24 protein-coding genes and 1 pseudogene are annotated in these 25,825 nt (G+C 39.3%); 10 read left to right on the top strand and 15 right to left on the bottom strand.

Translation table 11 applies throughout. The features are described from left to right. On the top strand, window positions 1-1,065 hold a 1,065-nt coding region (locus tag ABYD77_RS08575), incomplete at its 5' end, for a TonB-dependent receptor (RefSeq protein WP_372768917.1). Window positions 1,066-1,274: 209 nt separating this feature from the next. Here the strand turns inward: ABYD77_RS08575 and ABYD77_RS08570 are convergent. Together ABYD77_RS08570 and ABYD77_RS08565 are read right to left on the bottom strand one after the other, a co-directional pair. Next, the gene (locus ABYD77_RS08570; protein ID WP_372768915.1) at window positions 1,275-1,418 is read right to left on the bottom strand and encodes a hypothetical protein; all 144 of its coding nucleotides are present in this window, start codon (window positions 1,416-1,418) and stop codon (window positions 1,275-1,277) included. Continuing rightward, a pseudogene (locus ABYD77_RS08565) lies at window positions 1,415-1,951 on the bottom strand (TonB-dependent receptor plug domain-containing protein); the annotation flags it as partial. The pseudogene ABYD77_RS08565 and the gene ABYD77_RS08570, both read right to left, overlap by 4 nt. A 447-nt stretch (window positions 1,952-2,398) precedes the next feature. On the opposite strand from ABYD77_RS08565, the gene ABYD77_RS08560 reads away from it, so the two are divergent. Next, on the top strand, window positions 2,399-3,112 hold the full coding sequence (locus ABYD77_RS08560) for a nucleoside-binding protein (protein ID WP_372768913.1): 714 nt from the start codon (window positions 2,399-2,401) through the stop codon (window positions 3,110-3,112). Window positions 3,113-3,161: 49 nt separating this feature from the next. Here ABYD77_RS08560 and ABYD77_RS08555 read toward each other — a convergent pair whose 3' ends face one another. Together ABYD77_RS08555 and ggt are read right to left on the bottom strand one after the other, a co-directional pair. Then, entirely contained in the window at window positions 3,162-4,856 is a 1,695-nt protein-coding gene (locus ABYD77_RS08555; RefSeq protein ID WP_372768911.1) for an NAD-dependent malic enzyme, read from the bottom strand. A 184-nt stretch (window positions 4,857-5,040) separates the two neighbouring features. Next, on the bottom strand, window positions 5,041-6,780 hold the full coding sequence (ggt, locus tag ABYD77_RS08550; protein WP_372768909.1) for a gamma-glutamyltransferase: 1,740 nt from the start codon (window positions 6,778-6,780) through the stop codon (window positions 5,041-5,043). 66 nt (window positions 6,781-6,846) lie between these two features. On the opposite strand from ggt, the gene rrtA reads away from it, so the two are divergent. After that, entirely contained in the window at window positions 6,847-7,437 is a 591-nt protein-coding gene (gene rrtA, locus ABYD77_RS08545) for a rhombosortase (protein WP_372768907.1), read from the top strand. 34 nt (window positions 7,438-7,471) lie between these two features. On the opposite strand, the gene ABYD77_RS08540 is transcribed toward rrtA, so the two are convergent. Continuing rightward, entirely contained in the window at window positions 7,472-9,946 is a 2,475-nt protein-coding gene (locus ABYD77_RS08540; protein WP_372768905.1) for a prolyl oligopeptidase family serine peptidase, read from the bottom strand. A 306-nt stretch (window positions 9,947-10,252) separates the two neighbouring features. On the opposite strand from ABYD77_RS08540, the gene ABYD77_RS08535 reads away from it, so the two are divergent. Further along, the gene (locus tag ABYD77_RS08535) at window positions 10,253-10,546 is read left to right on the top strand and encodes a hypothetical protein (RefSeq protein WP_372768903.1); all 294 of its coding nucleotides are present in this window, start codon (window positions 10,253-10,255) and stop codon (window positions 10,544-10,546) included. A gap of 30 nt (window positions 10,547-10,576) precedes the next feature. Here the strand turns inward: ABYD77_RS08535 and ABYD77_RS08530 are convergent, their stop codons facing one another. Both ABYD77_RS08530 and purE read right to left on the bottom strand, forming a co-directional pair. After that, window positions 10,577-11,722 (bottom strand): 5-(carboxyamino)imidazole ribonucleotide synthase, encoded by a 1,146-nt coding sequence (locus ABYD77_RS08530; protein WP_372768901.1) that lies wholly within the window; start codon window positions 11,720-11,722, stop codon window positions 10,577-10,579. Between the two features lies 1 nt (window position 11,723). Then, window positions 11,724-12,206: a 5-(carboxyamino)imidazole ribonucleotide mutase gene (purE, locus tag ABYD77_RS08525; protein WP_274760157.1), complete on the bottom strand. Its 483-nt coding sequence runs from the start codon at window positions 12,204-12,206 to the stop codon at window positions 11,724-11,726. A gap of 213 nt (window positions 12,207-12,419) precedes the next feature. Between purE and ABYD77_RS08520 the strand changes: the two genes are divergently transcribed. Continuing rightward, complete coding sequence (locus ABYD77_RS08520) at window positions 12,420-12,623, top strand: hypothetical protein (protein ID WP_372768899.1); 204 nt, start codon at window positions 12,420-12,422, stop codon at window positions 12,621-12,623. Window positions 12,624-12,653: 30 nt separating this feature from the next. Here the strand turns inward: ABYD77_RS08520 and htpX are convergent, their stop codons facing one another. The 5 genes from htpX to bioB form a co-directional block, all read right to left on the bottom strand. Continuing rightward, window positions 12,654-13,514, bottom strand: a complete 861-nt coding sequence (gene htpX, locus ABYD77_RS08515; protein ID WP_010560065.1) for a protease HtpX — start codon at window positions 13,512-13,514, stop codon at window positions 12,654-12,656. A gap of 133 nt (window positions 13,515-13,647) precedes the next feature. Next, window positions 13,648-14,334: a dethiobiotin synthase gene (bioD, locus tag ABYD77_RS08510; protein WP_372768897.1), complete on the bottom strand. Its 687-nt coding sequence runs from the start codon at window positions 14,332-14,334 to the stop codon at window positions 13,648-13,650. Then, complete coding sequence (gene bioC, locus ABYD77_RS08505) at window positions 14,331-15,089, bottom strand: malonyl-ACP O-methyltransferase BioC (protein WP_372768895.1); 759 nt, start codon at window positions 15,087-15,089, stop codon at window positions 14,331-14,333. The genes bioD and bioC overlap by 4 nt, the downstream gene beginning before the upstream one ends. Beyond that, window positions 15,086-16,216 (bottom strand): 8-amino-7-oxononanoate synthase, encoded by a 1,131-nt coding sequence (locus tag ABYD77_RS08500; protein WP_372768893.1) that lies wholly within the window; start codon window positions 16,214-16,216, stop codon window positions 15,086-15,088. The genes bioC and ABYD77_RS08500 overlap by 4 nt, the downstream gene beginning before the upstream one ends. After that, window positions 16,217-17,257 carry a biotin synthase BioB gene (bioB, locus tag ABYD77_RS08495; RefSeq protein ID WP_038641515.1) on the bottom strand — a complete coding sequence of 347 codons (1,041 nt, stop codon included), beginning with the start codon at window positions 17,255-17,257 and terminating at the stop codon, window positions 16,217-16,219. 96 nt (window positions 17,258-17,353) lie between these two features. Between bioB and bioA the strand changes: the two genes are divergently transcribed. Next, window positions 17,354-18,631: an adenosylmethionine--8-amino-7-oxononanoate transaminase gene (gene bioA / locus ABYD77_RS08490; RefSeq protein ID WP_372768891.1), complete on the top strand. Its 1,278-nt coding sequence runs from the start codon at window positions 17,354-17,356 to the stop codon at window positions 18,629-18,631. 16 nt (window positions 18,632-18,647) lie between these two features. Here bioA and ABYD77_RS08485 read toward each other — a convergent pair whose 3' ends face one another. Continuing rightward, entirely contained in the window at window positions 18,648-19,079 is a 432-nt protein-coding gene (locus tag ABYD77_RS08485; protein ID WP_372768889.1) for an AAA family ATPase, read from the bottom strand. Window positions 19,080-19,592: 513 nt separating this feature from the next. On the opposite strand from ABYD77_RS08485, the gene asnS reads away from it, so the two are divergent. After that, complete coding sequence (asnS, locus tag ABYD77_RS08480; protein WP_372768887.1) at window positions 19,593-20,990, top strand: asparagine--tRNA ligase; 1,398 nt, start codon at window positions 19,593-19,595, stop codon at window positions 20,988-20,990. Between the two features lie 268 nt (window positions 20,991-21,258). Here the strand turns inward: asnS and ABYD77_RS08475 are convergent, their stop codons facing one another. Together ABYD77_RS08475 and ABYD77_RS08470 are read right to left on the bottom strand one after the other, a co-directional pair. Continuing rightward, a complete protein-coding gene (locus tag ABYD77_RS08475; protein ID WP_372768885.1) occupies window positions 21,259-22,185 on the bottom strand; it encodes an electron transfer flavoprotein subunit alpha/FixB family protein in 927 nt (308 codons plus the stop codon). Beyond that, complete coding sequence (locus ABYD77_RS08470; RefSeq protein ID WP_372768883.1) at window positions 22,185-22,934, bottom strand: electron transfer flavoprotein subunit beta/FixA family protein; 750 nt, start codon at window positions 22,932-22,934, stop codon at window positions 22,185-22,187. Before ABYD77_RS08470 ends, ABYD77_RS08475 begins: the two co-directional genes overlap by 1 nt. A 169-nt stretch (window positions 22,935-23,103) precedes the next feature. Here ABYD77_RS08470 and ABYD77_RS08465 point away from each other — a divergent pair, with 169 nt between their 5' ends. The 3 genes from ABYD77_RS08465 to tsaA all read left to right on the top strand — a co-directional run. Next, a complete protein-coding gene (locus ABYD77_RS08465; protein ID WP_372768881.1) occupies window positions 23,104-24,750 on the top strand; it encodes a 4Fe-4S dicluster domain-containing protein in 1,647 nt (548 codons plus the stop codon). 119 nt (window positions 24,751-24,869) lie between these two features. Beyond that, a complete protein-coding gene (locus tag ABYD77_RS08460) occupies window positions 24,870-25,346 on the top strand; it encodes an acyl-CoA thioesterase (RefSeq protein ID WP_372768879.1) in 477 nt (158 codons plus the stop codon). A gap of 62 nt (window positions 25,347-25,408) precedes the next feature. Further along, the coding region (tsaA, locus tag ABYD77_RS08455; protein ID WP_372768877.1) for a tRNA (N6-threonylcarbamoyladenosine(37)-N6)-methyltransferase TrmO at window positions 25,409-25,825 on the top strand (417 nt) is incomplete at its 3' end.

Genomic DNA, 25,825 nt, shown 5'->3' with positions numbered 1-25,825 from the left:
GAAGAAGCATTTACGCCAAACAGTGACACAATACAACATGCCCTATTCCTTTTAGAAGAGAAATCAATCGGTGATTTTCGATTCGAATTAGGTGGCCGTTTTGAAACTACTGAAATTGATGCACCTGAAATTCATATGGAAGCAGGACATGATGATCACGCCCATGAAGAAGAACATCATGAAGGTGAAGAGTTTGCCTATCTAGGTGAATTCGATAGCATGAGTTTATCAGCCGGTAGTATTTGGAATTTCCAAGATGGTCATTCAATCTCACTGTCACTTGGTCATTCAGAGCGTGCACCAAGCGCAGCTGAACTACTTTCAAATGGTTTGCACATTGCAACAGGGACTTATGATCTCGGTTTGGGCTATGAAATCGAAGAAGGCGAAATCCATTTTGAACCTGAGAATATAGAACAAGAAACATCAAATAACCTTGATTTAACCTTGCGTAAATTTAACGGCGATTTTGGTTACACCATTAATGCTTTTTATAATCAGATTGATAATTTTTACTTCCAACAAGATACCGGATTAGTAATTGATTCACACCATGATGAAATGCTTTCACTGGAAGAATTCTTATCACATGGACATGATGCTGATGAAGCAACGCGTGTTTTCCAATATCAATACGCCGATGTAGATTTATACGGTATTGAATTTGATGTGCACTACCAAGTTTCAAACGATTTGCTTGTTAAACTAATTGGTGATCATATTCGAAACGATGTAAAAGACACAACCGAGTATTTACCGCGTTTTCCCCAAAACAAACTAGGTTTTGAAGCAGAATATGACTGGCATTCTCTGCAGCTAAATTTCTCAGCAACCCATTACTTTGAACAAAATAAACTGGGTGCACATGAAAGCAATACAGAAAGCTACTCCTTATTCGATATTGCAGCTAAATATAATTTAGATGTGCTTAATGCTGACTCGTATATTTTTGCCAAGGTGCAAAACTTAACGGATGAATTAGCATTTAGTCATACGTCATTTATCAAAGATATTGCGCCATTACCTGGTCGTAATATCCAACTAGGTGTGCGCGTTTATTTTTAACTCGTATCATTAATAATAAAGGGCGTAATAACGCCCTATTTAAATTCTTTGCCCCGTCCTAAATAAGGTTGACACTTTTCCAACTTAAATTTAAAGGGTGTTATGACATCTATATCTAAGATAATGCAAAGAGATTATTCACTCGCTTTTAAAAAATATCACTATCTTCGTTATTCAGGTCTCAAAATGGCGTGTTACAGACCCCATCTTCACGCTAATTTTTCAGACCATTCGCTCGTTAATTGTGATTCAACCTTGAGTGTTAACGCATCCATATAGCGGCTTTCTACGTAGTTAAATACGTCATTTTCAAACTTACCAGCAAAAAGGATTCGCAAATTTTGTGTATTCACTGATGCCAATTGCTTCTGGCGGTGCTTGTTTTACCTTGTCCCAGTATCGAAGTATCAACGGCAATGCGTGCAGCTTTATGGTTCTCGTCATTTCCATCCAAAGCAATGAAAAACTGGTTTTCGATATTTCCATCTCGTTGATTAGAAAGCCCATTAACTCTTACAAATAAGTTCTCTGTAACTGCTAAGTTGGCCATACCCTCAAATCGTTTTAGATTTAAGTTACCAAGATTCGCTTTCACAAAACCATTTGTTTCAGCATCCGGACTGTTAGGGATAATATTTACAACACCCGTTGCAGCATTTCGGCCAAATAAAATGCTTTGTAGCCCTTTCAGCACCTCCACACACTGAACGTCACTGAAAATTACGTTTTGAGCAGCCCTTGGCATATAGACATCATCAAAAAAACTGGCAGCAGATAGGTCACCACCGTCGCTAATGTTAGGGCTTGAAACACTGCGCATGGTCACATCTGCTTGGGTTACATTGCCATCATTAAATGAAAAACCAGGAACAAATTCATCAATATCGCTTAGCTTTAATGAGTTTGTTTATTCAATAATATCACTACTTATCGAATCTACAACTAGGGGCACTTGTAGTAAACTATGAGAACGTTTTTGCGCGGTTACCTCTATAATTTCCACGTCTTTTTGCGTGTCTGATTGAGAATTTGTATAACTACATACAAGGTATTGCAAATAGCGCCATAATGATGCTTTTGTGAGTTGTTTATAGGGTGTTCCTTATAATATTTATCAGCACATACTTACCCTATTTAGTCAGGCTTTATTTTGTTAAGTATTCCATCAAAAAAATCTACACAATCATTTAATACACTGACTAAAAGCTTAAAATTGCCTAACTGATTATAAAAACAGAAATAAACCTCTTAATTTTTATGTATTTTCTGACAGTTAAATAAATTCTGCTAAAATTCTATTAAAAATATGATTAATAGATTTAATGAGGTCTATGTGAAAACGCTTTCGCTTTTAGCAACTTTATCTTCCCTTTGCTTTTCATCAAGTATTATTGCAAAAACACACTTTTCTGACTTTAGTGTAAGCTATTTGAATGGTAATAATTACGAAGTGGGTGATAGAAAAAAACAAGTTATGACACTAGAGCACTTTGCTGTTACAAGTTGGGGAGATAGCTTTACCTTTGTTGACCGTCTTGAATCAAGTAATGGTGATAAAGAAATTTACGGTGAATTTTCACCACGCTTCAAAATTACTGATTTTGAAAACAGCCCAGTCAAAGCACTGTATGTTGCAACCACTATCGAATATGGAAATTTTTCATCTCATGATGGTTTTGGCTCTAGCTTAACAAATTACTTATATGGTGTAGGTGCAGGAATTAATGTGCCCTATTTCGACTTTGTTAATGTGAATCTTTATTACCGTAATAACGAGCATGGCGATAACAATTACCAAACAACCATTACTTGGGGGTTACCTATCGGACCGCTCTACTATGACGGCTTTATGGATTATGCCACCAGCCGTGATAACAGTGTTTCACAAATGAATCTTACGTCACAATTAAAATATGATGTTGCACCACACCTTAATTTAGATTCAAAACTGTATGTAGGCATTGAATATGTTTATTGGATTGATAAATTTGGCATTGATGGTGTGAACGAAAACAATGTGAATTTATTAGTTAAATATCACTTTTAACAAATACAAAAAAAAAGCCCTGCAATTACAGGGCTTTTTCAAACCTTGATTAAATGCTTACGCGCTTATAGTCACGGTATTCAGGTAACCAATAGTTCGTTTCTATTAAACTTGCTAGCTTTTCATCTGAAATTTCAAGCGCAACGCTTTGTTCAATCGCCTTTTTTGCAACGTTAAAGGCAATTTTCTTAGAAAGGGATTCAACCTGTGTTAATGGTGGCAACAAGCTTCCTTCACTTGTATTTGCGCGTGGTGACGCAGCAGCTAAGGTTTCACTTGCAACCATTAGCATTTCATCAGTAATTCGCTTAGCACCTACTGCAACAACTCCCAAACCAATGCCTGGGAAAATATAACTGTTATTACACTGCGGTATAACATGTTCTTTACCATTAAAGCTAACAGGCTCAAATGGGCTGCCCGTTGCAACAATTGCTTCACCATTTGTCCAAGCAATCACATCTTCTGGCATTGCTTCTACTTGTTTAATAGGGTTACTCAATGGGAAGATAATTGGTTGCTCACTGCCCTGATGCATTGCCTTAATAACTTGTTCAGTGAACAAGCCTGGCTGACCTGATACACCAATTAAAATGTTAGGTTTTGCACAATGCATTACATCGAGTAGCGCTGCATAGTCACCGCTAAAGCTCCAGTCACTTAACGCGTCTTTCTTCTGCGTTAGGATTTCTTGGAAATCACGTAGGTCGCTCATACCTTCTGTCAATAACCCAAAGCGGTCAACCATAAAGATTTGTGAACGAGCTTGTGCTTCGCTGATACCTTCGCTTACCATTTGCGCAATGATCTGCTCTGCGATACCACAACCAGCAGATCCTGCACCAACAAACACCACTTTTTGTGATGAAAGGGCTTCACCTTTCACGCGACACGCAGCCAGTAATGAACCTACTGTTACCGATGCAGTACCTTGAATATCATCGTTAAAACTACAAATTTCATCGCGGTAGCGCTGCAGTAGTGGCATCGCATTTGGCTGTGCAAAGTCTTCAAATTGCAGCATCACATTTGGCCAACGACGTTTCACTGCGTTAATGAATAAATCTAAAAATTCATCATATTGTTCTTGTGAAATACGCTTATGGCGACGACCCATATACATAGGATCGTCAAGTAATGTTTGGTTATTAGTACCCACATCAAGCATTACAGGTAACGTATATGCTGGGCTAATGCCACCCACAGCGGTATAAAGAGATAATTTACCAATTGGAATACCCATACCTCCGATACCTTGATCACCTAACCCAAGAATACGTTCACCATCAGTAACCACGATAACTTTGACTTTACCTTTAGTGGCGTTACGTAAAATGTCATCAATGTTATGGCGATCTTCATACGAGATAAATAAGCCACGGTGTTTACGGTAAATGTCTGAGAAACGCTCACATGCTTCACCTACCGTTGGCGTGTAGATAATAGGCATCATTTCTTCTAAATGATCACGCACTAAACGGAAGAAAAGCGTTTCATTAGTATCGTGGATAGCACGTAAATAAATATGCTTATTCAGATTATTTGTGAAACTTTTATATTGTTGATAACAACGTTCAACTTGCTCTTCAATGGATTCAAAAATTGGCGGTAATAAACCCGCTAAGTTAAATTGTTCACGTTCACGTTGACTAAAAGCACTGCCTTTATTCAATAGAGGTGTTTCAATCAGCGTTGGCCCTGCATACGGGATATACAAGTAATTCTTTTGTGTGTGTTCTGTCATTATATTCTTGGTGGTGTGTTGTAATAGCTTTAATTATTAAACTAAAGTTTAAAAATGCAAAACTATAAGATAATTAACGGATAATTGAAAACATTATCTAAGCAGCAATAAGTTAAAGCAATGGTTGATGCGAAGAATTAACCAAGTTTAACTTATTACTAGCATTTTATTTACGTGCTTTGGTTTATTGCCCTAAAGCAATGCCCTCACGGCGAGGATCGGCTGCGCCAAGTAGTTTTTCACCCTCAATCATCACAGCATGAATACCCGAATTTAAGTCGCGAATAACTACGGTGTGGCCTTTTGCTTCGAGCGCCGGTTTTAAGCTTACGATATCCGAGTCTTTTTCTAACGTGGTTACACGATTGCGATTTGTAATATTTGCAAGTTCAATTGCTTGTTGCGGTGACAAGCCAAAATCTAAAATGCCAACAAGCGCTTTAGCGACATAGTTTATGATGCGTGAACCACCCGGTGAACCAATTACTAATTTTAGCGTTCCATCTTGATTAAATACCATTACCGGTGCCATTGAAGAACGCGGGCGTTTATTAGGCTCAACACGATTTGCAACAGGTTCACCATCAATTTGTGGGTTAAATGTAAAATCTGTAAGTTGGTTGTTGAGTAAATAGCCATTCACCATTAGTGCGGAGCCAAAACCCATTTCAATGGATGTTGTCATAGACACAGCATTTCCGTCAGCGTCTACAATCGATACATGCGAGGTATTGGGCTGTTCATAATTAACTTGCGCTACTGACCAATCAGTTGAAAAATTACCCGGTAATGCACGCCCCATATCCGAATTACTAATTAGCAAACTACGCTCTTTTAAATACGCAGCGTTTAACATATTTTCGGTAGGTACTTTTACAAAATCAGGGTCTGCGATGTAGAAGTCTCTATCTGCAAACGCCAATCTTGACGCTTGTGTAAAGGCATGTACAGAGTCAACATCCCAATTTTCTTTTAATGGCGCATTGCTTTGCTCCAACAGTGCCATAATCTGTAACACGGTAATGCCACCAGAGCTAGGTGGTGCCATTGAACATACGTTGTAAGCTTTATAAGGTGCACAAACAGGCTTGCGTTCAACACTACGATAGTTAGCAAGATCTTGCTCTGAAATTATACCGGGCGCAATATCTGACTTGGTCACTGTGTTTACTAATTGTTTGGCATTATCACCTTGGTAAAATGCCAAAACGCCTTTTTCTGCTATTTCACGATACAGCGCTGCTAACTCGGGGTTTTTCTTAACTATTCCGGCTTTTAATGGCTCACCATTTGGCATAAAGTAGGCTTTGGTATTATCAATTAAAGAAACACCTGGGTTTATTTTAAGGCTAACAAGCTTTTCTAATCGCGGGGATACAATAAAGCCGTTTTCACTTAACTTAATTGCATCAACAAACAGTTCTGACCAAGGTAATTTACCATAACGGCTATGCGCCTGATTAAGCGCTGCAAGAGCGCCTGGTACCCCAACTGAACGACCGCCAACAACCGCTTCAATCCAACGAATAGGTTTACCTTTGTCATCTAAAAAGAGTGATTCAGTGGCTTTTGCAGGTGCTGTTTCACGGCCATCAAAGCTAGTTAGATGTTGCTGTGATTTATCATAATGCATTAGAAATAAGCCACCACCAATACCCGATGATTGCGGCTCTACTAAGGTTAGTACTAATTGCACGGCAATAGCAGCATCAACCGCACTGCCCCCTTTTGCAAGTACTGCAGCGCCTGCTTTTACGGCATAGGGATTTGCTGCTGAAACCATGTATTTATTTGCAACAACTTGTTGTTTTTCTGTGAATCCTGTACTAGCTTCTGGTTCACCCACAATAGTTGCGAAGCTATTGAGTGATACTAAGCTTGACGCCAGAATTACGCGAGAGAGAGTTTGTTTTAGTTTTTTCATAATTATGGAATCTGTTTATTTGTGATAATCTTACCTACATTTAATGCCTATTAACACCTATCACTTATGTTAAACCTGCCATTTGAAAAGCGATTTATCTCTGCCCCTATTATTTTAATACTTACCGCACTTATCATTTTTGCGACGCCGTTAAGTGAATTGTTCGAATATAACCGTGCCCTATTTGCCAAAGGCGAATATTGGCGTATTGTAACGGGTCATTTTAGCCATTCTAACAGCTACCATTTAATGCTTAATTTAGCTGGAGTTGCCCTTATTTGGGCACTACACGGCGAATATTATGACAGTAAAAAATATGCCTTAGCTTTATTACTCCTGGCACTTTACACCGGTGGTGGTATCTATATTTTCTACCCAGAAAATACCCTGTATAACGGGCTTAGCGGTGTTTTGCATGGCCTAATTATTATCGGTGCGTTAATCGATTGCCAAAAGGGAATGAAAACAGGCTACTTACTATTTATTGGAGTGTGGCTAAAAATTGCGTGGGAGCAATATACCGGGCCAAGTGCTGAACTTGGTGAACTAATTGAAGCGCGAGTGGCAATAGAAGCACATTTAATTGGTGCAATTTCAGGGATATTTGTTTATGCCAAGCTAAACCGTAACGCACTACGTAAACAACTAACGCATTAAAAAAGGCCGCGAAGCGGCCTTTTAACTGTTTAAATTATAAGTTCTGTTCAAATAACTTATAAATGCGACGATATTCATCTAACCAGCTTGATGGTTGTTTAAAACCATGTGGTTCCACCGGATAAATCGCCGTTTCATAGTTTTCTTTTTCAAGCTCAATAAAACGCTGTACCAAACGCACTACATCTTGGAAAAATACATTATCATCAACCATAGGTGCGTTGATAAGTAGCGGTTTTTCAAGCCCTTCTGCAAAGTAAATTGGCGAGCTACGTTTGTATGCTATTGGATCAACATCTGGGTGATTTAGGATATTTGAGGTGTATGGGTTATTATAATATGCCCAGTCAGACACAGGACGAAGTGCAGCGCCTGCTTGGAATAATTCAGGACGCGTTAGCAACGCCATAAATGTCATAAAGCCACCATATGAGCCACCATAGGTACCCACGCGTTCTTTATTTACATTGGCATTATCTGCCATCCAGTTTACACCATCTGCCAAATCTTCGATTTCTGGTTTACCCATATGACGATAAATCGCGGTGCGCCAATCACGGCCATAGCCTTTAGACGCGCGGTAATCCATATCCATTACCACATAACCTTGCTCAGCAAGGAAAGAATGGAACATAAATTCGCGGAAGTAACCTGACCATCCTAAATGAGAGTTTTGTAAATAACCTGCACCATGGTTAAAAATAACCGCCTTACGTGCTTTGCCTGTCTCACCTTCTTTATAATCACGCGGATAATACACTTTTGCGTAAATTGGCTGATCTGTATGGCTCGATGGCACCGCAACCACTTTTGGTGCAATAAGTTGGGTATTTAAAAACTTTTCAGAAACAGTATTAGTTAAACGCGTCACCTTTTCGCCATCAACATCTGATACATACAGTTCTGGCGGTAACGCTAATTTAGAATGTGTCAGTAATAACTTTGATTCATCAGGGCTTAACTGGTAATCCGTCATACCATTTAAATCAGTTTGAGCGCTACTTTCCCCCGTGGTCAGATCTAGTTTATAAATTTCATAAATGCCAGGGTGTTTCTTATTTGCTTTGTAAAAAATAGATTGGCTATTACGCGCTTGTGTTAATTCTGATACAACAAACTGGCCTTTCGTAATTTGCTTGGCTTTACCCTTTAGCGGTTTTGTATAAATGTGGCTATAGCCCGACTCTTCAGACAAATAATAAAGCGTATCGTCTTGCTGATTTAACCAGCCAAAGTTGTTGTAAGTGTAATTTACCCATGCTTTGTCATGTAAACGATGTTGCGATACAAGCGTGTTTTGCTTGAAATCAACGGTTGCTATCCAACGGTCTTTATTGTCAAACGCTTCTAGCATTACTGCAACTTGAGAGCCCGATTGATTCCATTGAATTGCACTTTGTGACCAGCCCCAGTCCATCATTAAATTAATATGACGTGGCACGTTTTCAGAGTTGTACGTTTTACCCTCTGCTTTTGCATTTTCAGCTTTAACATCCGCTAAAACATCTTCGTCAAAACCCGGTAATGTATCAAACGGCAAAATTGTTTGCGTGTTTTCTTCTAAATTGATAAGAATAAGTTCAGAACCAGATGGTTTTGTATCCGCTACGCGACGACGTACTTTTTCAGCAACAATTTCACCGTTTTGACCAATATAATTTGGCATAATATCGCCATCATCACGCCAAGGTTTGCTTTCACTAATAACAGTGATTAACTTATCGCCCGCTGGAGATAAAACTGCACTAACAATACGATTACCTTTACCAAGGTAATAAGTATCGTTCATGATACTGTTGTTTTGCTCTGTAAGCTTTTGATTATAAATTTCTTTATCTTTTGAGTTTTTGTAAGTAAGCGCCACAAAATCAATCAGTTTATGTTGCTCTTTTGCAATGTAGCTAGCTGGTTCAGCAACACCTGTTGGTTTGTCAGCCGCTTTTAATGCAACAATTTGCTGACGCATGCCAGATTCAACATTTACTTTATAAAAACTATCTTTAACACGGTAAGACAATTCACCCGATGTTAAAAATTGAAGCTGAGATGCACTATCGTCAGTTAAGGTTAATTGCTTTAGCTGGCCGCTTGACTGCTCTAACGCAAAGATATTCCCTTTGAAGGTATAGGCAACCCATTTATTATCTTGGCTATATGTAAGCTGTTTTGCCCCTAGGGTGTGCAGTTTATCAAGACTAACTAATTGCCCATTGCCTTCACCACTAAGTAATTTTGTGAATGTATCTCTTAACTCATTGCCTGCTTGTTTACGCGAATAATGAACCGCGTTTGAATCAAGTGACCAAAATGCACGTTCAGGCTGACGGCCTAACCAATCAGGATGTTCCATTGCTTGTTTAAGTGTGATTGTTTCAGGTCCCTGGTGTGTTGTTGTTTCAACAACGGTTGGGAAAGTTTGTGATGCTTGTTGTTGTGAATCGGTTGTTTTACAACCTGTTATACTGATACATGCAGTAACAGCTAACGCGATAAGAGATTTATTATACATGGGTGTTTTTTTATAGTTTAAATTAACTCAATTTAATCAAACTACATTGCAAATTAAAACTGTTCTTATCGTTTAAATATGTGATTTTGACGATTACATTTGTCGCAAAAAAAGGCCAACGAGGTGTTGGCCGAATACTCTGCGCTAGCAATTTAGGTCGAAACGAAATGATTAATTGTCGTTTCATAGTAATAGACCGTGCCCCTTCCAGAATAGTTCAAAATTTATTCAAATAATTTAAATTTATTTCTCAAACTTGCAAGCCATTGTCTACCCTTAACATATACGGAAGAAGGTTAACCTGTTATGAGCAAATTTAGATTACGCATTTATCGCGGACCTGATAAAACAAGTATGGCTAAATGGCTTAAACAAGATGAGCTTGCTAACTGGTCTCGCTATCAACATTTTTATTGCGATGGCAATGAGTCAATTATCTCACTTGATATTGGTGACTTTTGGCAAAATATGCTGCGCAATAAACAAACCCATTACGAACAAGGTTTAAAAGGGCAAGAGCGGTTGTTACAAGGCAAATACATTTCTAATGCAACAGTGCCTTTTTATGTTGAAGTGGATATACAAAGTGAAACAAACTGACACACCAGTTGTGTCAGTTTGTTGGTAGAATTATTTACTTAGTAGCTTTGCACGTGCAGCAACACCTGGATAGGCGTCTTCAGGTAAATAATTTGCAAGCTGCGCTAACTTTTCACCAAGTTCTTTATCACTGTTAGCAACAACGTTAATGTGGCCCATTTTACGACCCGCACGAACACCTTTACCATACCAATGACTAGTTACACCAGGAACAGTTAACACTTCTTTTGGAATATCAGCTTGACCAAGTACATTGATCATCGCACTTGGGCCAATTATCTGCGTATCACCTAGCGGTAAATTTGCAACTGCACGAAGATGATTTTCAAACTGACTACATACCGTACCTTGCTGAGTCCAATGTCCTGAATTATGAACACGCGGTGCAATTTCATTCACCATAAGCTCGCCATTAACATCGAAGAACTCAATAGCAAGCACACCAACATAATCCATTTCTGCACTTAACTTATTAAATGCGTCTAATGCTTGAGATTGAATGCCAGCATCAATGTCTGATGCAATTGATAGTGTCAGTACACCGTTTGTGTGTTCGTTTTCAGTGACCGGATAAACAGCGGTATTACCTTGTTTGTCGCGCGCACCAATAACAGACACTTCACGGTTAAATGGGATCATCTTCTCAGCAATAATGGTATGCGGGAATTCTGCTGTACCACTTGCAATAAATTCCGCCATTTCAGACCAAATATCATCCACATTTGAATCTGCTTTGATACGCCATTGGCCTTTACCGTCGTAACCTGCTTGGCACGTTTTAATTACAAGCGGCAACTCTAACTTAGCAATAGCCTTGTCTAAATGTGCACGTTCAGTAATTAATTGGTATGGAGCGCAGTTAACACCGGCTTTATCAAGTAACGCTTTTTCAATACTGCGATCACCGCCAGCTTTGATAGCATTTTTACCTGGGTAGAATTTGCCGCTTTGGCAACAAAGAGCAAGCACATCATCAGGAATGTGTTCAAACTCTGCGGTAATTGCATCACTCTCGGCAATCGCTGCTGTTAAATCTTGTTCATATACGTGTAATGTCAGTGGGTGAACTACCTGTTTAGTACCAACATCATACGCTTTGATATTTAAATTAAGTGGTGCACCAGCTAAGCTCATCATACGTGCTAACTGGCCTGCCCCTAACACTAAAATATTCATATTACTCTGCTGGATTTGGGTTCGCTAAAACAGTTTCTGTTTGGTTCTTTCTGAACTCATCAATTTTTGCTAGTAGCTCAGGCTGCTGGCAACCCAAAATTTGTGCTGCAAGTAAACCTGCGTTAGCTGCACCTGGCTCACCAATAGCCAAAGTACCAACCGCAACACCTTTTGGCATTTGGCAAATAGAAAGAAGTGAATCAACACCGTTAAGTGCTTTTGATTTAACTGGAACACCTAATACAGGAAGGCTTGTGAAGGCTGCAGCCATTCCAGGAAGGTGTGCTGCACCACCGGCGCCGGCGATAATCACTTTAATTCCACGCTCAGCAGCAGTGCTGGCATAATCGGCTAATAACTGTGGCGTACGGTGAGCTGAAACCACTTTTGTTTCATACTTAACACCGAATTTATCAAGCATCTCGGCAGCATGTTGCATGGTAGGCCAATCTGATTTTGAACCCATAATAATGCCAACAGTCATAGTCACTCCTTATCGTTAGGCACTTAATTCACAATATAAAAGCTGCTGAATATGCCTCATTTACAGTGTGAAATATAAAATATTTTATTTCGCGATGTGGGATTGCGAGTTGCGAATTATCCAATAATCGCGGGGTTTTCTCAATTAAAAACTGTGAATTAACGCCATCCTAAGGTAAATTACGCCAATCGTTTTTAATCGCTAGGGTGTTAGATGACAAAATTCAAAGTAATCCCACCTACCACAACTGTTTTTTGCAAACAGCGCGGCGAAGGTTGGACATTAACAGGCATTACCGATATCGACGAAAATACATCGGTAATGTTTGGCGGTACGCGTTATACCATTCCGGCAAAAGAAATTATTGAAACACTTTTGCCTAATCAAATCGAACGTGAAAAACAAAAAGGCGCCTAATGGCGCCTTTTTAGTGTATGTTCACATAGATTATTTTAACGCATTAATACGTGCATCTAGCGGTGGGTGTGAGCTCATTAAGTCCATTAACCCTTTACCCGATGCAATACCAAACGCCATCATCGACCCTTCAAGTTGTGATGGGTGATTTACTTTTAAACGCTCAAGTGCTGCACGCATTTTATGTGCACCCACTAAATCTGCCGCACCTTTATCGGCTGCAAATTCACGTTGACGGCTGAAATACGCTACAACAAAGCTTGCTAAAATACCGAATAAAACTTGGAAAATCATATCAAAGATAAAATAAGTCCAAGAACCACCTGACTCTTCTTCATCGCTATTTAGGAAATTATCTACAATTCCTGCTAACACCTTAGAAATAGCAATTACAAAGGTATTCACCACACCTTGGATAAGTGTCAGGGTTACCATATCGCCATTTGCAATGTGTGATACTTCATGAGCAAGCACGGCTTCTGCTTCGTCTTGACTCATATTATGTAAAAGGCCTGTGCTTACTGCGACAAGTGAATTGTTTTTACTTGGTCCTGTTGCAAATGCATTCATTTCAGGGCTGTCGTAAATTGCCACTTCTGGCATCGCAATATTGGCTTTTTTTGCTTGTTCTGCAACACGTTCAACTAACCACTTTTCAACATCTGAACGTGGTTGCTCAATTACGTGTGCGCCAGTTGATTTTTTAGCCATCCATTTCGACATAAACAGTGAAATAAATGAGCCACCAAAACCAAATAATGTAGCAATAAGTAAAATACCACCTAAGCTACGGTGCTCTATACCCAGTACTGACATAATCACTGACAGTACAATACCTAACACTAGCATTACCGCTAAGTTAGTAATTAAAAACAGAACGACTCTTTTCATTGTTACCTCAAAACGTGTTTTCTACTGCTTTATATAGTGTCAATAGCGCTAGATTCAAGATAAATTTACAAAATGACACAAATATTATTGGTTACTAAATACAGATTAAAATTTATGTGAAATTGATTTAAATTCAGTTATCTAGTTTCAGTACCGTATTCAGTTCTTTATACACTTGAAGCTTAGGTTTTTCATTTTGAGTATTCGGTGCAATTGCAAGTAACGGGCAATCTAGTCGCGCTTTTAACGTTGCGAGATTTTCATCTTGCTCAAGCATATGCTCATCAACATAGTTTGCTATCCAACCAACACATTTTGCGCCACTTTGTTTTATATGACTCAATGTGAGAAGTGCATGATTTAAACAACCAAGTTTTAAACCCACCACCATAATCACGGGCAACCCTTCCTCGGCAACCCATTCTGATAACAAGTCAGTGTCATTTATTGGCAGCGCCCAGCCACCGGCACCTTCCACGATAAGATGATCAAGTTCTTGCTGGTTTAACACTTTAAGGTGCTGCGACAATTCTGCTTTGGTAATGGTTACATCCACCTGTTTAGCTGCAATATGCGGGGCAATAGGTGGTTCAAAAACGTAGGGGTTAATTAACTTGTATGGTAATGCAACATTACCTGATTCCATCAATGTTAACGCGTCTTCATTTACCAATTCGCCAAATGCACGCTCTGCCCCAGCTGCAATTGGTTTAAACCCTGTCACAGCTTTTTGAAATTGTTTAATGTATTTAATTAGAAGGCTAGACACATGGGTTTTACCTACTTCAGTATCAGTGCCTGTTATAAATATTGATTTCATTTTTCTATCACTATGTAAGCAACATGATAGCTAACTGGAAACTGCGATTGTTCTTTTTCATAATTAGCCAACAATGTTTTATATTTTTCTTTGCCCATTAAACCAGTGGATTTTTCACCGCTATTCACTTTATGGTTGGCGCCAATCTCTTTAATCGAGTTAAGTGCTTCTTTTGCTGTTTCGTAAAATACTTTGTGATGACAAAAACTAGTTGAAATACGTTTAAACGTGGTTTGTTTTAACGCAGCTTCTATTTCATTTTGTGACACAAACTGATTGATATGACGTTTTGAATCAACAACTGCAAAGGCGTTTATCATCTCACTAAGCGTACCGTCAGCCACTAAACTAAAATGCGCTCGAGCACCCGGTTTCAATACAGCATAAAGTGATTGAAATAGTGCTGGTAAATTGCTGCTCCACTGCATTGCAAAATTACTAAAAACTAAGTCAAAACTATTATTTTTGAACGGTAAGTTATCCATATCAGCGCACACACTGGGTGTCACCTGTTGTTGTAACATCGCTTGGCTTAAGTCCATACTGATCACAGTGTTGCAGCGTTTTTTAAGCTCAAACGAGTTAACAAACGGGCCACAACCTAAATCAAGCGCGACGCCATAATCAGTATCTAATGATTTAATTAAGATGTCAGCTGCCTGTTTTTGCACATGAGCATGGTTGTGATAACGCTCGGCTGCTTTTGAAAAATGCTGCGCGATAATTTTCTTTTGGGCGTTTAATAGTTGACTCATAACGTCTTTAGGCCTGTAACAAGGTGGCTTATTAATTGGTCAATATCATCTTGCTGATGCGCGGCTGTTAATGTGATCCTTAACCTTGCTGTATTATGAGGTACAGTTGGCGGTCTAATGGCTGTTAGCCAAATACCCTTTTCTTTCAAATAACCACTCAGCTTTAAACACGCTTCACTATCACCCAATACCAGTGGTTGGATTGCACTATTTGAAGGCATTAATGCTAATTTCTGCTCTGCAGCAAGCGCTCTAAAATACTGAATATTATGTTGCAACTTTTGACGTTCAATCGATGCATTATACACCTGCTGTAAGCGCACATAAGTTGCGCTTGCCAGCCACGGTGACATAGCTGTTGAATAGGTATAATCACGATTAAATTGTACTAAATAATCAGCTACCTCTTGACTACAAAGCACCGCAGCACCACTACTCGCACATGCTTTGCCAAAGGTAATTATTAGTATCTCAGGCTTAATCTTTGTCGCGCTACCAAGTCCATTTTCACCTATCACACCAAATGCATGGGCATCATCAATCATTAACCATGCATTATGTTCAGATGCTATCGTTGCAAGGTCTTCTATTGGCGCATTATCACCATCCATTGAAAACACACCTTCACTCACAATCAGTTTGTGTTTTGCTTTTGACTTTTCTAAGCGGCGCTTTAAATGTTTGAGGTCGTTATGATTAAAACGTGTATTAGTAGCACTTGCCGCTAAACCACCGTCAATCAAACTGGCATGATTGAGCTTATCTTGAAATATTTCACTTTCAGGTGCATTCATTAAGCTTTTAAGCACACTGGCATTGGCACTAAAGCCAGAATTAAACAATAAACACGCATCGTATTTAAGTGTTTCTGTTAAATACTGCTCTAACGCCAAATGTGCATGTTGATAACCCGTCACTAACGATGAGCTAGTACTGCCAAGTTGTGATTCAAGCGAATTGATAGGCGCTTGGCTGAGTGCTAAATAATCGTTCGATGCAAAGTTTAGGTATTCACGCCCCTGGTACGTTAAAGTACGCGGCCCGACCTTATCAAACGCAATTCGTGTGCGGTATAAAGACACTAGTTTGCGTTCAACAAGTGCCTTTTGAATATACTCAAACGCCATTTATGCTGGGTAAAATAATTCTGAGGTTTCTTTATCAGCAATTGCAGATTCAAGTGATGCGGCATAGGCCTCATCAGAATAATCTTCAACACTTTCAGGTGACATACCCAACTTTTTAATAAGCATCATGTCACTGTCAGCTTCAGGGTTATCAGTAGTTAATAACTTATCACCGTAAAAGATTGAGTTAGCACCAGCAAAGAAACACATTGATTGCATTTGCTCGTTCATCGCTGTGCGCCCTGCACTTAAACGTACATAACTCTTAGGCATCATAATTCGCGCTACCGCAATGGTACGAATAAACTCAAAGTGATCTAAGTCATCTACATTTTCAAGCGGTGTACCTTTTACTTTAACTAGCATATTGATTGGTACACTTTCCGGTTGTTTTGGTAGGTTGGCTAATTGCATTAGTAAGCCGTAGCGGTCTTTTGCTTCTTCACCCATACCCACAATACCGCCAGAACATACTTTCATACCTGCATCACGCACATGATCTAGAGTATCTAAACGGTCTTGGTAAGTACGTGTTGTAATAATCTGCTGATAATATTCAGGCGATGTGTCTAAGTTATGGTTATAGTAATCAAGACCTGCATCTCTTAGTGCATGCGCTTTATCGTTATCAAGCATACCTAAGGTCATACAGGTTTCTAGGCCGAGTTCTTTAACTTCTTTAACCATTTTTTCAATGTATGGCATATCGCGATCTTTCGGATCAGACCATGCTGCACCCATACAAAAACGTGTTGCGCCTTTACTTTTAGCAATACGTGCTTGCTCAACAACTTTTTCTACTTCCATTAAACGTTCACGTTCAAGATCTGTTTTGTAATGACCTGATTGCGGGCAATACTTACAATCTTCTGGACATGCGCCTGTTTTAATCGAAAGTAATGTCGAAATTTGTACTTTATTGGGATTAAAGTTTTGACGGTGCACACTGGCTGCTTGAAAAAGCAGGTCGTTAAACGGCATATTAAATAACGCTTTTACTTCACTAAGCGTCCAATCATTGCGAACCTGTGCTTGTTCCATGGAATTCTCTTTTTTAATTGTTTCTCGAACTTAATTTCGCTAGTCTACGCAGCAACTCTTAATTGTCAACCAAGCAAGTTATAACAAGGTTTACATTTGAATATTAATAATACAATCGATTTGGATTTTGATAAAAATCACTTGTGGCACCCCTACACTTCAATGATAAACCCATTGCCGGTATATCCCGTAACACATGCAAGTGGCGTTCACATTTACCTTGAAAACGGTGAAAAATTACTCGATGGTATGGCATCTTGGTGGAGTGTGCTCCATGGCTATAATCACCCAATACTGAATGAAGCGATTAAAGAACAAGTCGACCAAATGAGCCATGTAATGTTTGGTGGATTAACCCATCGTCCTGCTGTTGAACTTGGTAAAAAGTTAATTGAAATAACGCCCCCATCGCTTACTCGTATCTTTTTCGCAGATTCAGGCTCAGTTGCGGTTGAAGTTGCTATTAAGATGGCAATGCAATACTGGCAAAGTAAAGGCATTAACACAAAAAATAAGCTAATGGCGTTAAGTAAGGGCTATCACGGTGATACGTTTGCTGCGATGAGCGTTTGCGACCCTGTAAACAGCATGCATTCTTTGTATAAAGGCTTTTTACCAGAGCATTATTTTGTGCCAGCACCAACAAGCCGTTTTAATGACGCGTTTGATGGGAGTGAAATTAAGGTACTTGAACAACATTTTGCCGAGCACCACAATGATGTAGCGGCATTTATTCTTGAGCCAATCGTGCAAAATGCCGGTGGTATGAACTTTTACCATGCTAATTATTTAAAAGCCGTAAGAGAGCTTTGCAACAAGTACAATGTGCTTTTAATTTGTGATGAAATCGCTACTGGTTTTGGTCGCACAGGCAAAATGTTTGCCGTTGAACATGCTGATATTGAGCCTGATATATTGTGTATTGGAAAAGCAATTACAGGCGGTTATATGACATTATCGGCCACCCTTACCAGTGACAAAATCGCGCTTGGGATCAGTGAAGGCGAAGCTGGCGTAATGATGCATGGCCCAACTTTTATGGCAAACCCATTAGCATGTGCAGTGGCTAATAAAAGTATAGAGCTATTACTTGAAAGTGATTGGCAAAACACTATTTCGCGTATTGAAACTTGTTTGAAAACTCATTTAACACCACTTGTCAGTTATGACTCAGTGGCCGACGTGCGAATTCTTGGCGCAATCGGTGTGGTTGAGATGAAACACCCAGTTGATGTTGCGGCAGTACAAAAACACCTTATTTCAAAAGGTGTTTGGCTTAGACCTTTCGGTAAACTAATTTATATGATGCCGCCTTATGTGATGCAGGATGAAGAGTTAATTCAAATTATTGATGCAATCAAAACAATGCTGTGATGGCACCATTTATGGCTTACCATTCAAATTGGTAAGCCATTTTGTTAATTGTTTTAAGCGGAACTTTGTGAATATTACGCTGGTAATATAAATGCTGCATCGCTTTGTCTTTAATTTCACCAACTACCACTTCTTTTACTTGATAGCCAAGTGCATGTGCAGCTTCAGCGTAAGCAGCAAATTCCCATTTTTTAATATTGGTATTATCCAAAATCACTAAAGGAATTTGTTGACTAAGCGCTCGAATAAAACGCGCTAGGTTAAGGTTATGATATTCACTTAACTTCGCTTTATCAAAACGGTATTCACCATCGGTGATAAAAAAGTCGTCGGTAGAGCACACAACAAATTGTGCTTCATCACCATTTACCATTTCATCACACAAGTTGTGTGCGTAATGGCTTTTCCCAGAGCCTGGAAGCCCTCTTAATATAAATACTTGTTTCATTTAAATACAATAACCAATAAACAAAAAATGCAAACAATTAATAAACTAATCTGGTTTACGCCAATACTGTCTTGTGAGCGACGATTGTAATGTTGGCGTACAAAAAGCGAAATACTCGACATAATACCAGTTAGTATCAAAAAAAGAATCAGCAGATTACGCGGTTTAATTAGCCAGTGGTCACGATAATCCATACCGAAATAGCGCATTATTCCATATTCAAGTTCGGGCCGCGCATAATGAAACATTATTAATGCAAGTATAAAAAAGAACCAAGCGGTAATAGACAATGCATGGATAACGAATTGTCGAACACTCTTGTTTTTGCGCCTTTCTGTACTCATATTACTTTTCGTGAATGAAAATTAGCTATTTTGTTAGCTTATTACCAATTAACGCTAAATTTGCTGTTTTTTTATTTTTCTTTCACAGGTAAGATAACAAACTTTCTTAGCGCATGCTAAGTGAGAACAAAAAGAATTTTATTTAGGCATTTTAATCATTGGAGTGAAAATGAGCCATATAGCTATCACAGATCTTTTGAAAGGTCGTGTAGAAGTAGGTGCAACCGTTACTATTAAAGGTTGGATCCGTACACGTCGCGATTCAAAAGCAGGAATCTCTTTCTTAGCCGTTCATGACGGTAGTTGTTTCGATCCTATTCAAGCTGTGGTACCGAATTCGCTCAATAATTATGATGAAGTGACTAAATTAACTGCAGGTTGTTCTGTTTCTGTGGTTGGTACAATCGTTGAATCACAAGGCCAAGGACAATCATTTGAGATTCAAGCTGAATCAGTTGACGTACTTGGTTGGGTAGAAAACCCAGACACTTACCCAATGGCAGCAAAGCGTCACAGTATTGAATACTTACGTGAGCATGCACATTTACGTCCTCGTACTAACATTATCGGTGCGGTAACACGTGTACGTAACTGTTTATCGCAAGCAATCCACCGTTTTTATCACGAGCGTGGTTATGTGTGGATTTCAACACCAATTATCACAGCAAGTGACTGTGAAGGTGCAGGCGAAATGTTCCGCGTATCTACATTAGATATGCAAAACTTGCCGCTTACAGATAAAGGTGACATCGATTACAGTGAAGATTTCTTCGGTAAAGAAGCGTTTTTAACGGTATCTGGACAACTAAATGGTGAGACATACTGCTCTGCAATGTCAAAAATCTATACCTTTGGTCCAACATTCCGTGCAGAAAACTCAAATACATCTCGTCACTTAGCTGAATTCTGGATGGTAGAGCCTGAAGTTGCATTTGCTGATCTAAACGATATTGCTGCACTTGCAGAAGACATGCTTAAATACGTATTTAAAGCAGTTCTTGAAGAGCGACGTGATGACATGGAATTTTTTGCGCAACGTGTAGAGAAAACCGCTATTTCTCGTCTAGAAGATTTCGTTGAAAAAGACTTCGCGCAAGTTGACTACACAGATGCCGTTGAAATCTTAAAAGGTTGTGGTAAAAAATTCGAATTCCCTGTTGAATGGGGTGTAGATTTACAATCTGAGCACGAGCGTTACCTTGCTGAAGAGCACTTTAATGCACCTGTAGTTATCAAAAACTACCCGAAAGACATCAAAGCATTCTACATGCGTCAAAATGAAGACGGTAAAACAGTAGCAGCAATGGACGTAGTTGCACCTGGTATTGGTGAAATCATCGGCGGTTCTCAACGTGAAGAGCGTTTAGACGTATTAGATGCACGTTTAGAAGAAATGGGCTTAGATAAAGAAGACTATTCTTGGTATCGCGACTTACGTAAGTACGGTACAGTTCCTCACTCAGGTTTTGGCCTAGGTTTTGAACGTCTTGTAGCTTACGTAACAGGTATGGGTAACGTACGTGACGTTATCGCATTCCCACGTACCAAAGGTTCAGCGACTTACTAACATACATCGTTTATTTTGTAATAAACCGGCTTAAATGCCGGTTTTTTTATGCCAATTAATAACCTAAGAACAGTTTTATAAGGTAACTAATCAATAACTGCATAGCGAAGGTGCTAATACCCTTTAGCTTACAAGGTTCCAAATACACCTAGATACTGAATTAATGAGATACTCGAGCATAGATAAAAGAGTTAACTCTCATACTCATCCTAATAAAAAAGCCTTGTTAATAACAAGGCTTTGAACAACTGGAATACTACTTAACGTTTTATAATGAGGCTTCTAACTCAGGAAGTACGTCAAATAAGTCTGCAACTAAACCATAATCAGCCACTTGGAAAATTGGCGCATCAGGATCTTTGTTAATTGCAACAATGACTTTTGAATCTTTCATACCTGCTAGATGCTGAATTGCACCGCTAATGCCAACAGCGATGTAGAGTTGCGGCGCAACAATTTTACCCGTCTGCCCTACTTGCATATCATTTGGCACAAATCCCGCGTCAACAGCGGCACGTGAGGCACCAATTGCTGCGCCTAATTTGTCAGCGATACCGTTTAACAATGCAAAATTTTCACCATTTTGCATACCACGACCGCCTGAAATAATTACATTGGCAGCGGTTAACTCAGGGCGCTCACTTTCTGTTTCTTGCTGTGAAACAAAGCTGCTTAAGGTATTTTCTTTAACAGCGTCAATTGTTGACACAGTCGATGGCGCTTGTTCACCTGCAACATCAAACGCACTCGAACGAACAGTTACAATGTGTTTCTCTTCAGAGCTTTGAACTGTAGCAATTGCATTACCTGCGTAAATTGGGCGCTTAAATGTATTTTCATCAATCACATCAATAATATCTGAAATTTGTACTTTATCTAATAGCGCTGCTACACGTGGCATAAAGTTTTTGCCCGTTGTGGTTGCTGCTGCAAAAATATGCGAATAGTCGCCAGCAAGTTCAACAACTAAATCAGCTAAGTTCTCAGCAAGTTGATGCTCAAATGCTGCATTATCAGCAACAATTACATTTGAAACGCCTTCAATTTTGCTTGCAGCTGCAGCCACTTCTGAAACATTAAGACCAGCGACTAATACCGTGATCGATTTACCTAATTTTTGAGTTGCTGAAACAACTTTAGCTGTGTCGCTTTTAAGCACACCATGTTCATGCTCTGCAATAATAAGTACTGACATTAGATCACCTTCGCTTGATTCTTAAGTTTTTCAACTAACGTTGCTACGTCTGCCACAATTTCACCCGCTTCACGTTTGCTCGGCTCTTCTACTTTTACAGTTGTAATACGCGGCGTAAGATCAACACCAAGATCTGCTGCACTTATTACATCAAGTGGTTTGCGTTTTGCTTTCATAATGTTTGGAAGCGTTGCATAACGCGGCTCATTTAAACGAAGATCAGTTGTGACTACGGCAGGTAAGTTAACTGCAATGGTTTGTAAACCTCCATCAACTTCACGGGTTACATTAAGCTTTTCACCTTCTACAACCACTTCTGATGCAAAAGTCGCTTGTGCACGACCTGTAAGTGCCGCAAGCATTTGACCTGTTTGGTTATTATCTGAATCGATCGCCTGCTTGCCTAGAATAATTAACTCAGGATTTTCTTGCTCAACTACTTTTGCTAATAACTTTGCCACGTGCAGAGATTCTAAACGTGCATCAGTATCAATTTGGATAGCTTTATCAGCACCAAGAGCAAGTGCCGTACGAAGCTGTTCTTGGCATGCTTTATCACCAATCGAAACAACCACAACTTCAGTTGCTTTGCCTGCTTCTTTAATTCGGATTGCTTCTTCTACTGCAATTTCACAAAATGGGTTTAACGCCATTTTTACATTGTTAAGATCAACATCACTATTGTCGGCTTTTACGCGCGCTTTTACGTTATAGTCGATCACACGTTTGACCGGTACTAGGATTTTCATAACCTCTCCTTTAATGTTTACGCGTACGTAAACCTAGGTAAACATATTTAGTCGTTATTTGGTTTTAAGGCTACTTCCTGTTGACGTAAACGTCAACCTAAAATATGCTAAAGCACATCACAGGATATTTGTTTAACAAATACCAGCTTAATTCAACAGGGGCATAATCATGGTAGAACGTGAAACCATGGAGTTTGACATAGTTATTGTAGGCGCTGGGCCTGCAGGCTTATCAAGCGCTATTAAACTGGCACAATTAGCACAAGAAAATGAACAAGAGCTAATGATTTGTGTCGTTGAAAAGGGTTCAGAGGTCGGAGCACATATTTTATCGGGTGCCGTATTTGAACCGCGTGCATTAAATGAATTACTGCCAAATTGGCTTGAATTAGATGCACCGCTTAAAACCAAAGTAACACAAGATGACATTTATTGGTTTAGCAGTGAAACTTCAGCAAGAAAACTACCCTCTTTTGCAACGCCTAAAACATTTCATAACGAAGACAACTTTATTGTGTCCATGGGTAACGTTTGTCGTTTCTTAGCTGAACAGGCTGAAAGCTTAGGTGTTGAAATTTTTCCAGGTTTTAGCGCACATTCATTAATTGTAGAAGACGGTACTGTTAAAGGCATTATCACAGGCGATATGGGTGTTAGTGAGTCTGGTGAGCAAAAAGACAGTTTTATGCCAGGTATGGAACTTCGCGCAAAATATACCATTTTTGCTGAAGGTTGTCGTGGTCACTTAGGTAAAGAGTTAATTAGCACCTTTAAGTTAGATGATGGCAAATCACCACAACACTATGGTCTTGGGTTTAAAGAGATTTGGGAAATCCCAAGCGAGCATCATCAACCTGGTCTAGTAGTACATGGCGCAGGATGGCCACTTGATAAAGACACAGGTGGTGGCTCTTACATGTACCATGGTGATGATAACCAAGTAGTTGTTGGTATAATTATCGATTTGAACTATAGCAATCCTCATCTTTCACCATTTGATGAGTTTCAACGAATGAAACATCATGCAATTTTTGCCGACACACTAAAACACGGTAAACGTATTGCTTATGGTGCACGAGCAATCGCCAAAGGTGGCTTAAACTCTCTGCCAAAAATGACTTTTCCAGGTGGTGTATTAGTTGGCTGTAACGCTGGTACGCTTAATTTTGCCAAGATCAAAGGTAATCACACCGCCATGAAATCAGGCATGCTGGCAGCTGAAAGCATTTTTGCAGCCATTTCATCGGGCAGTGAGCACACAGAATTAAGTGATTTTGAAACTCGTTTTAAAGAGTCATGGTTATACCAAGAGCTTGATAGTAGTAAAAACTTTGGTCCTGCTATGCACAAGTTAGGTAAATTTTTCGGTGGCATGTATAACACAATTGACCAAAACATCTTTAATGGAGCTTTACCATTTAGTTTTAAAGATGAAACACCTGATCATGCATGCCTTGAGCCTGCAAGTCGTCATGCTGAGATTAACTATGCAAAACCAGATGGTATTTTGAGCTTTGATAAACTGAGTTCAGTGTTTTTATCAAACACTAACCATGAAGAAGATCAACCTTGCCATTTAAAACTAGCAGATATGAATATTCCTCTTGCTAAAAACTTAACTGATTTTAATGAACCTGCGCAGCGCTATTGCCCTGCAGGTGTTTATGAAATCAATGAAGTAGAAGGAAAACAGGCCTTTGTAATTAACTCACAAAACTGTATTCATTGTAAGACCTGCGATATTAAAGATCCGAGTCAAAATATCACATGGGTAACACCTGAAGGTGCTGGTGGCCCTAACTACCCTAATATGTAATTTTCCAATTGTATTTGTCAAAGGCATGAAAACGTAAGTTTGCATGCCTTTTTTATTACTTGTTAAAAGCAATTTTTTAGCTAATACTCAATAAACAACATACTGATTATCAAGTAATTATGAGAAAAGATAACGTAACTTTTCGCTTTTTAGCGGAACCAACGGATGTTAACTTCGGTGGTAAAGTCCATGGTGGCATCGTTATGAAGTGGATTGACCAAGCAGGATATGCCTGTGCAGCTCAGTGGAGCGGCCATTATTGTGTCACAGTGTCGGTTGCAGCAATAAAATTCCATCGCCCTATTTTGGTGGGTCAACTGGTTGAAGTAGAAGCCAAAATTGCCAACACTGGCAAAACCAGCATGCAAATATTTATTGCTGTACGCTGTGGTGACCCTAAAACTGGGCAAATGGTGGAATCTAATAATTGCATCATTAATTTTGTTGCCACAGATCAAGCTGGCTATCCAGTGCCAGTACCCGCATTTGAGGCTAAAACAGCTGATGAAAAACGTATTCAAAAATACGCACAAAAAATGAAAGAAATGTCATTGCAAGCTGAAAAAGTATTCGAACAAGAAATGAAAGAAGAATAATATCAATCAACCTCAAATACTGGCAAAATAGGCACTTTTATGTGCCCTATTAAGTTTGTTTTATGAGCGACTATCAATTAAGCCCCATCGCCTTTATCGAATCTCCCTATAAACAAAAATTTGCTATTCCTCGTCAGCCTAGCCTAATTCCAGAAGCAAAAGCAAAATGTAAATTTGTAGGTGAATTTAACCGTGAAGAATTTGTCCGCGGTATTGAAGACTTTAGCCATGTTTGGCTTATTTTCCGATTTCATGAAACGGTTGATAAAGGCTGGTCACCGCTAGTGCGCCCTCCACGCTTAGGTGGGAATGATAAAAAAGGCGTATTTGCCACACGTGCCACCTTTAGACCAAATGGTATTGGCATGAGCGCAGTTAAACTTGAAGCTGTTCATTATGAAAATGGTCAACTTTGGCTTGAGCTTTCAGGCGTTGACTTACTTGATGGTACGCCAATCTTAGATATTAAGCCTTATTTG

This window comes from Pseudoalteromonas sp., from assembly GCF_041629635.1.
Taxonomy (GTDB): Bacteria; Pseudomonadota; Gammaproteobacteria; order Enterobacterales; family Alteromonadaceae; genus Pseudoalteromonas.
This window is presented reverse-complemented; position numbering and strand designations above follow the sequence as displayed.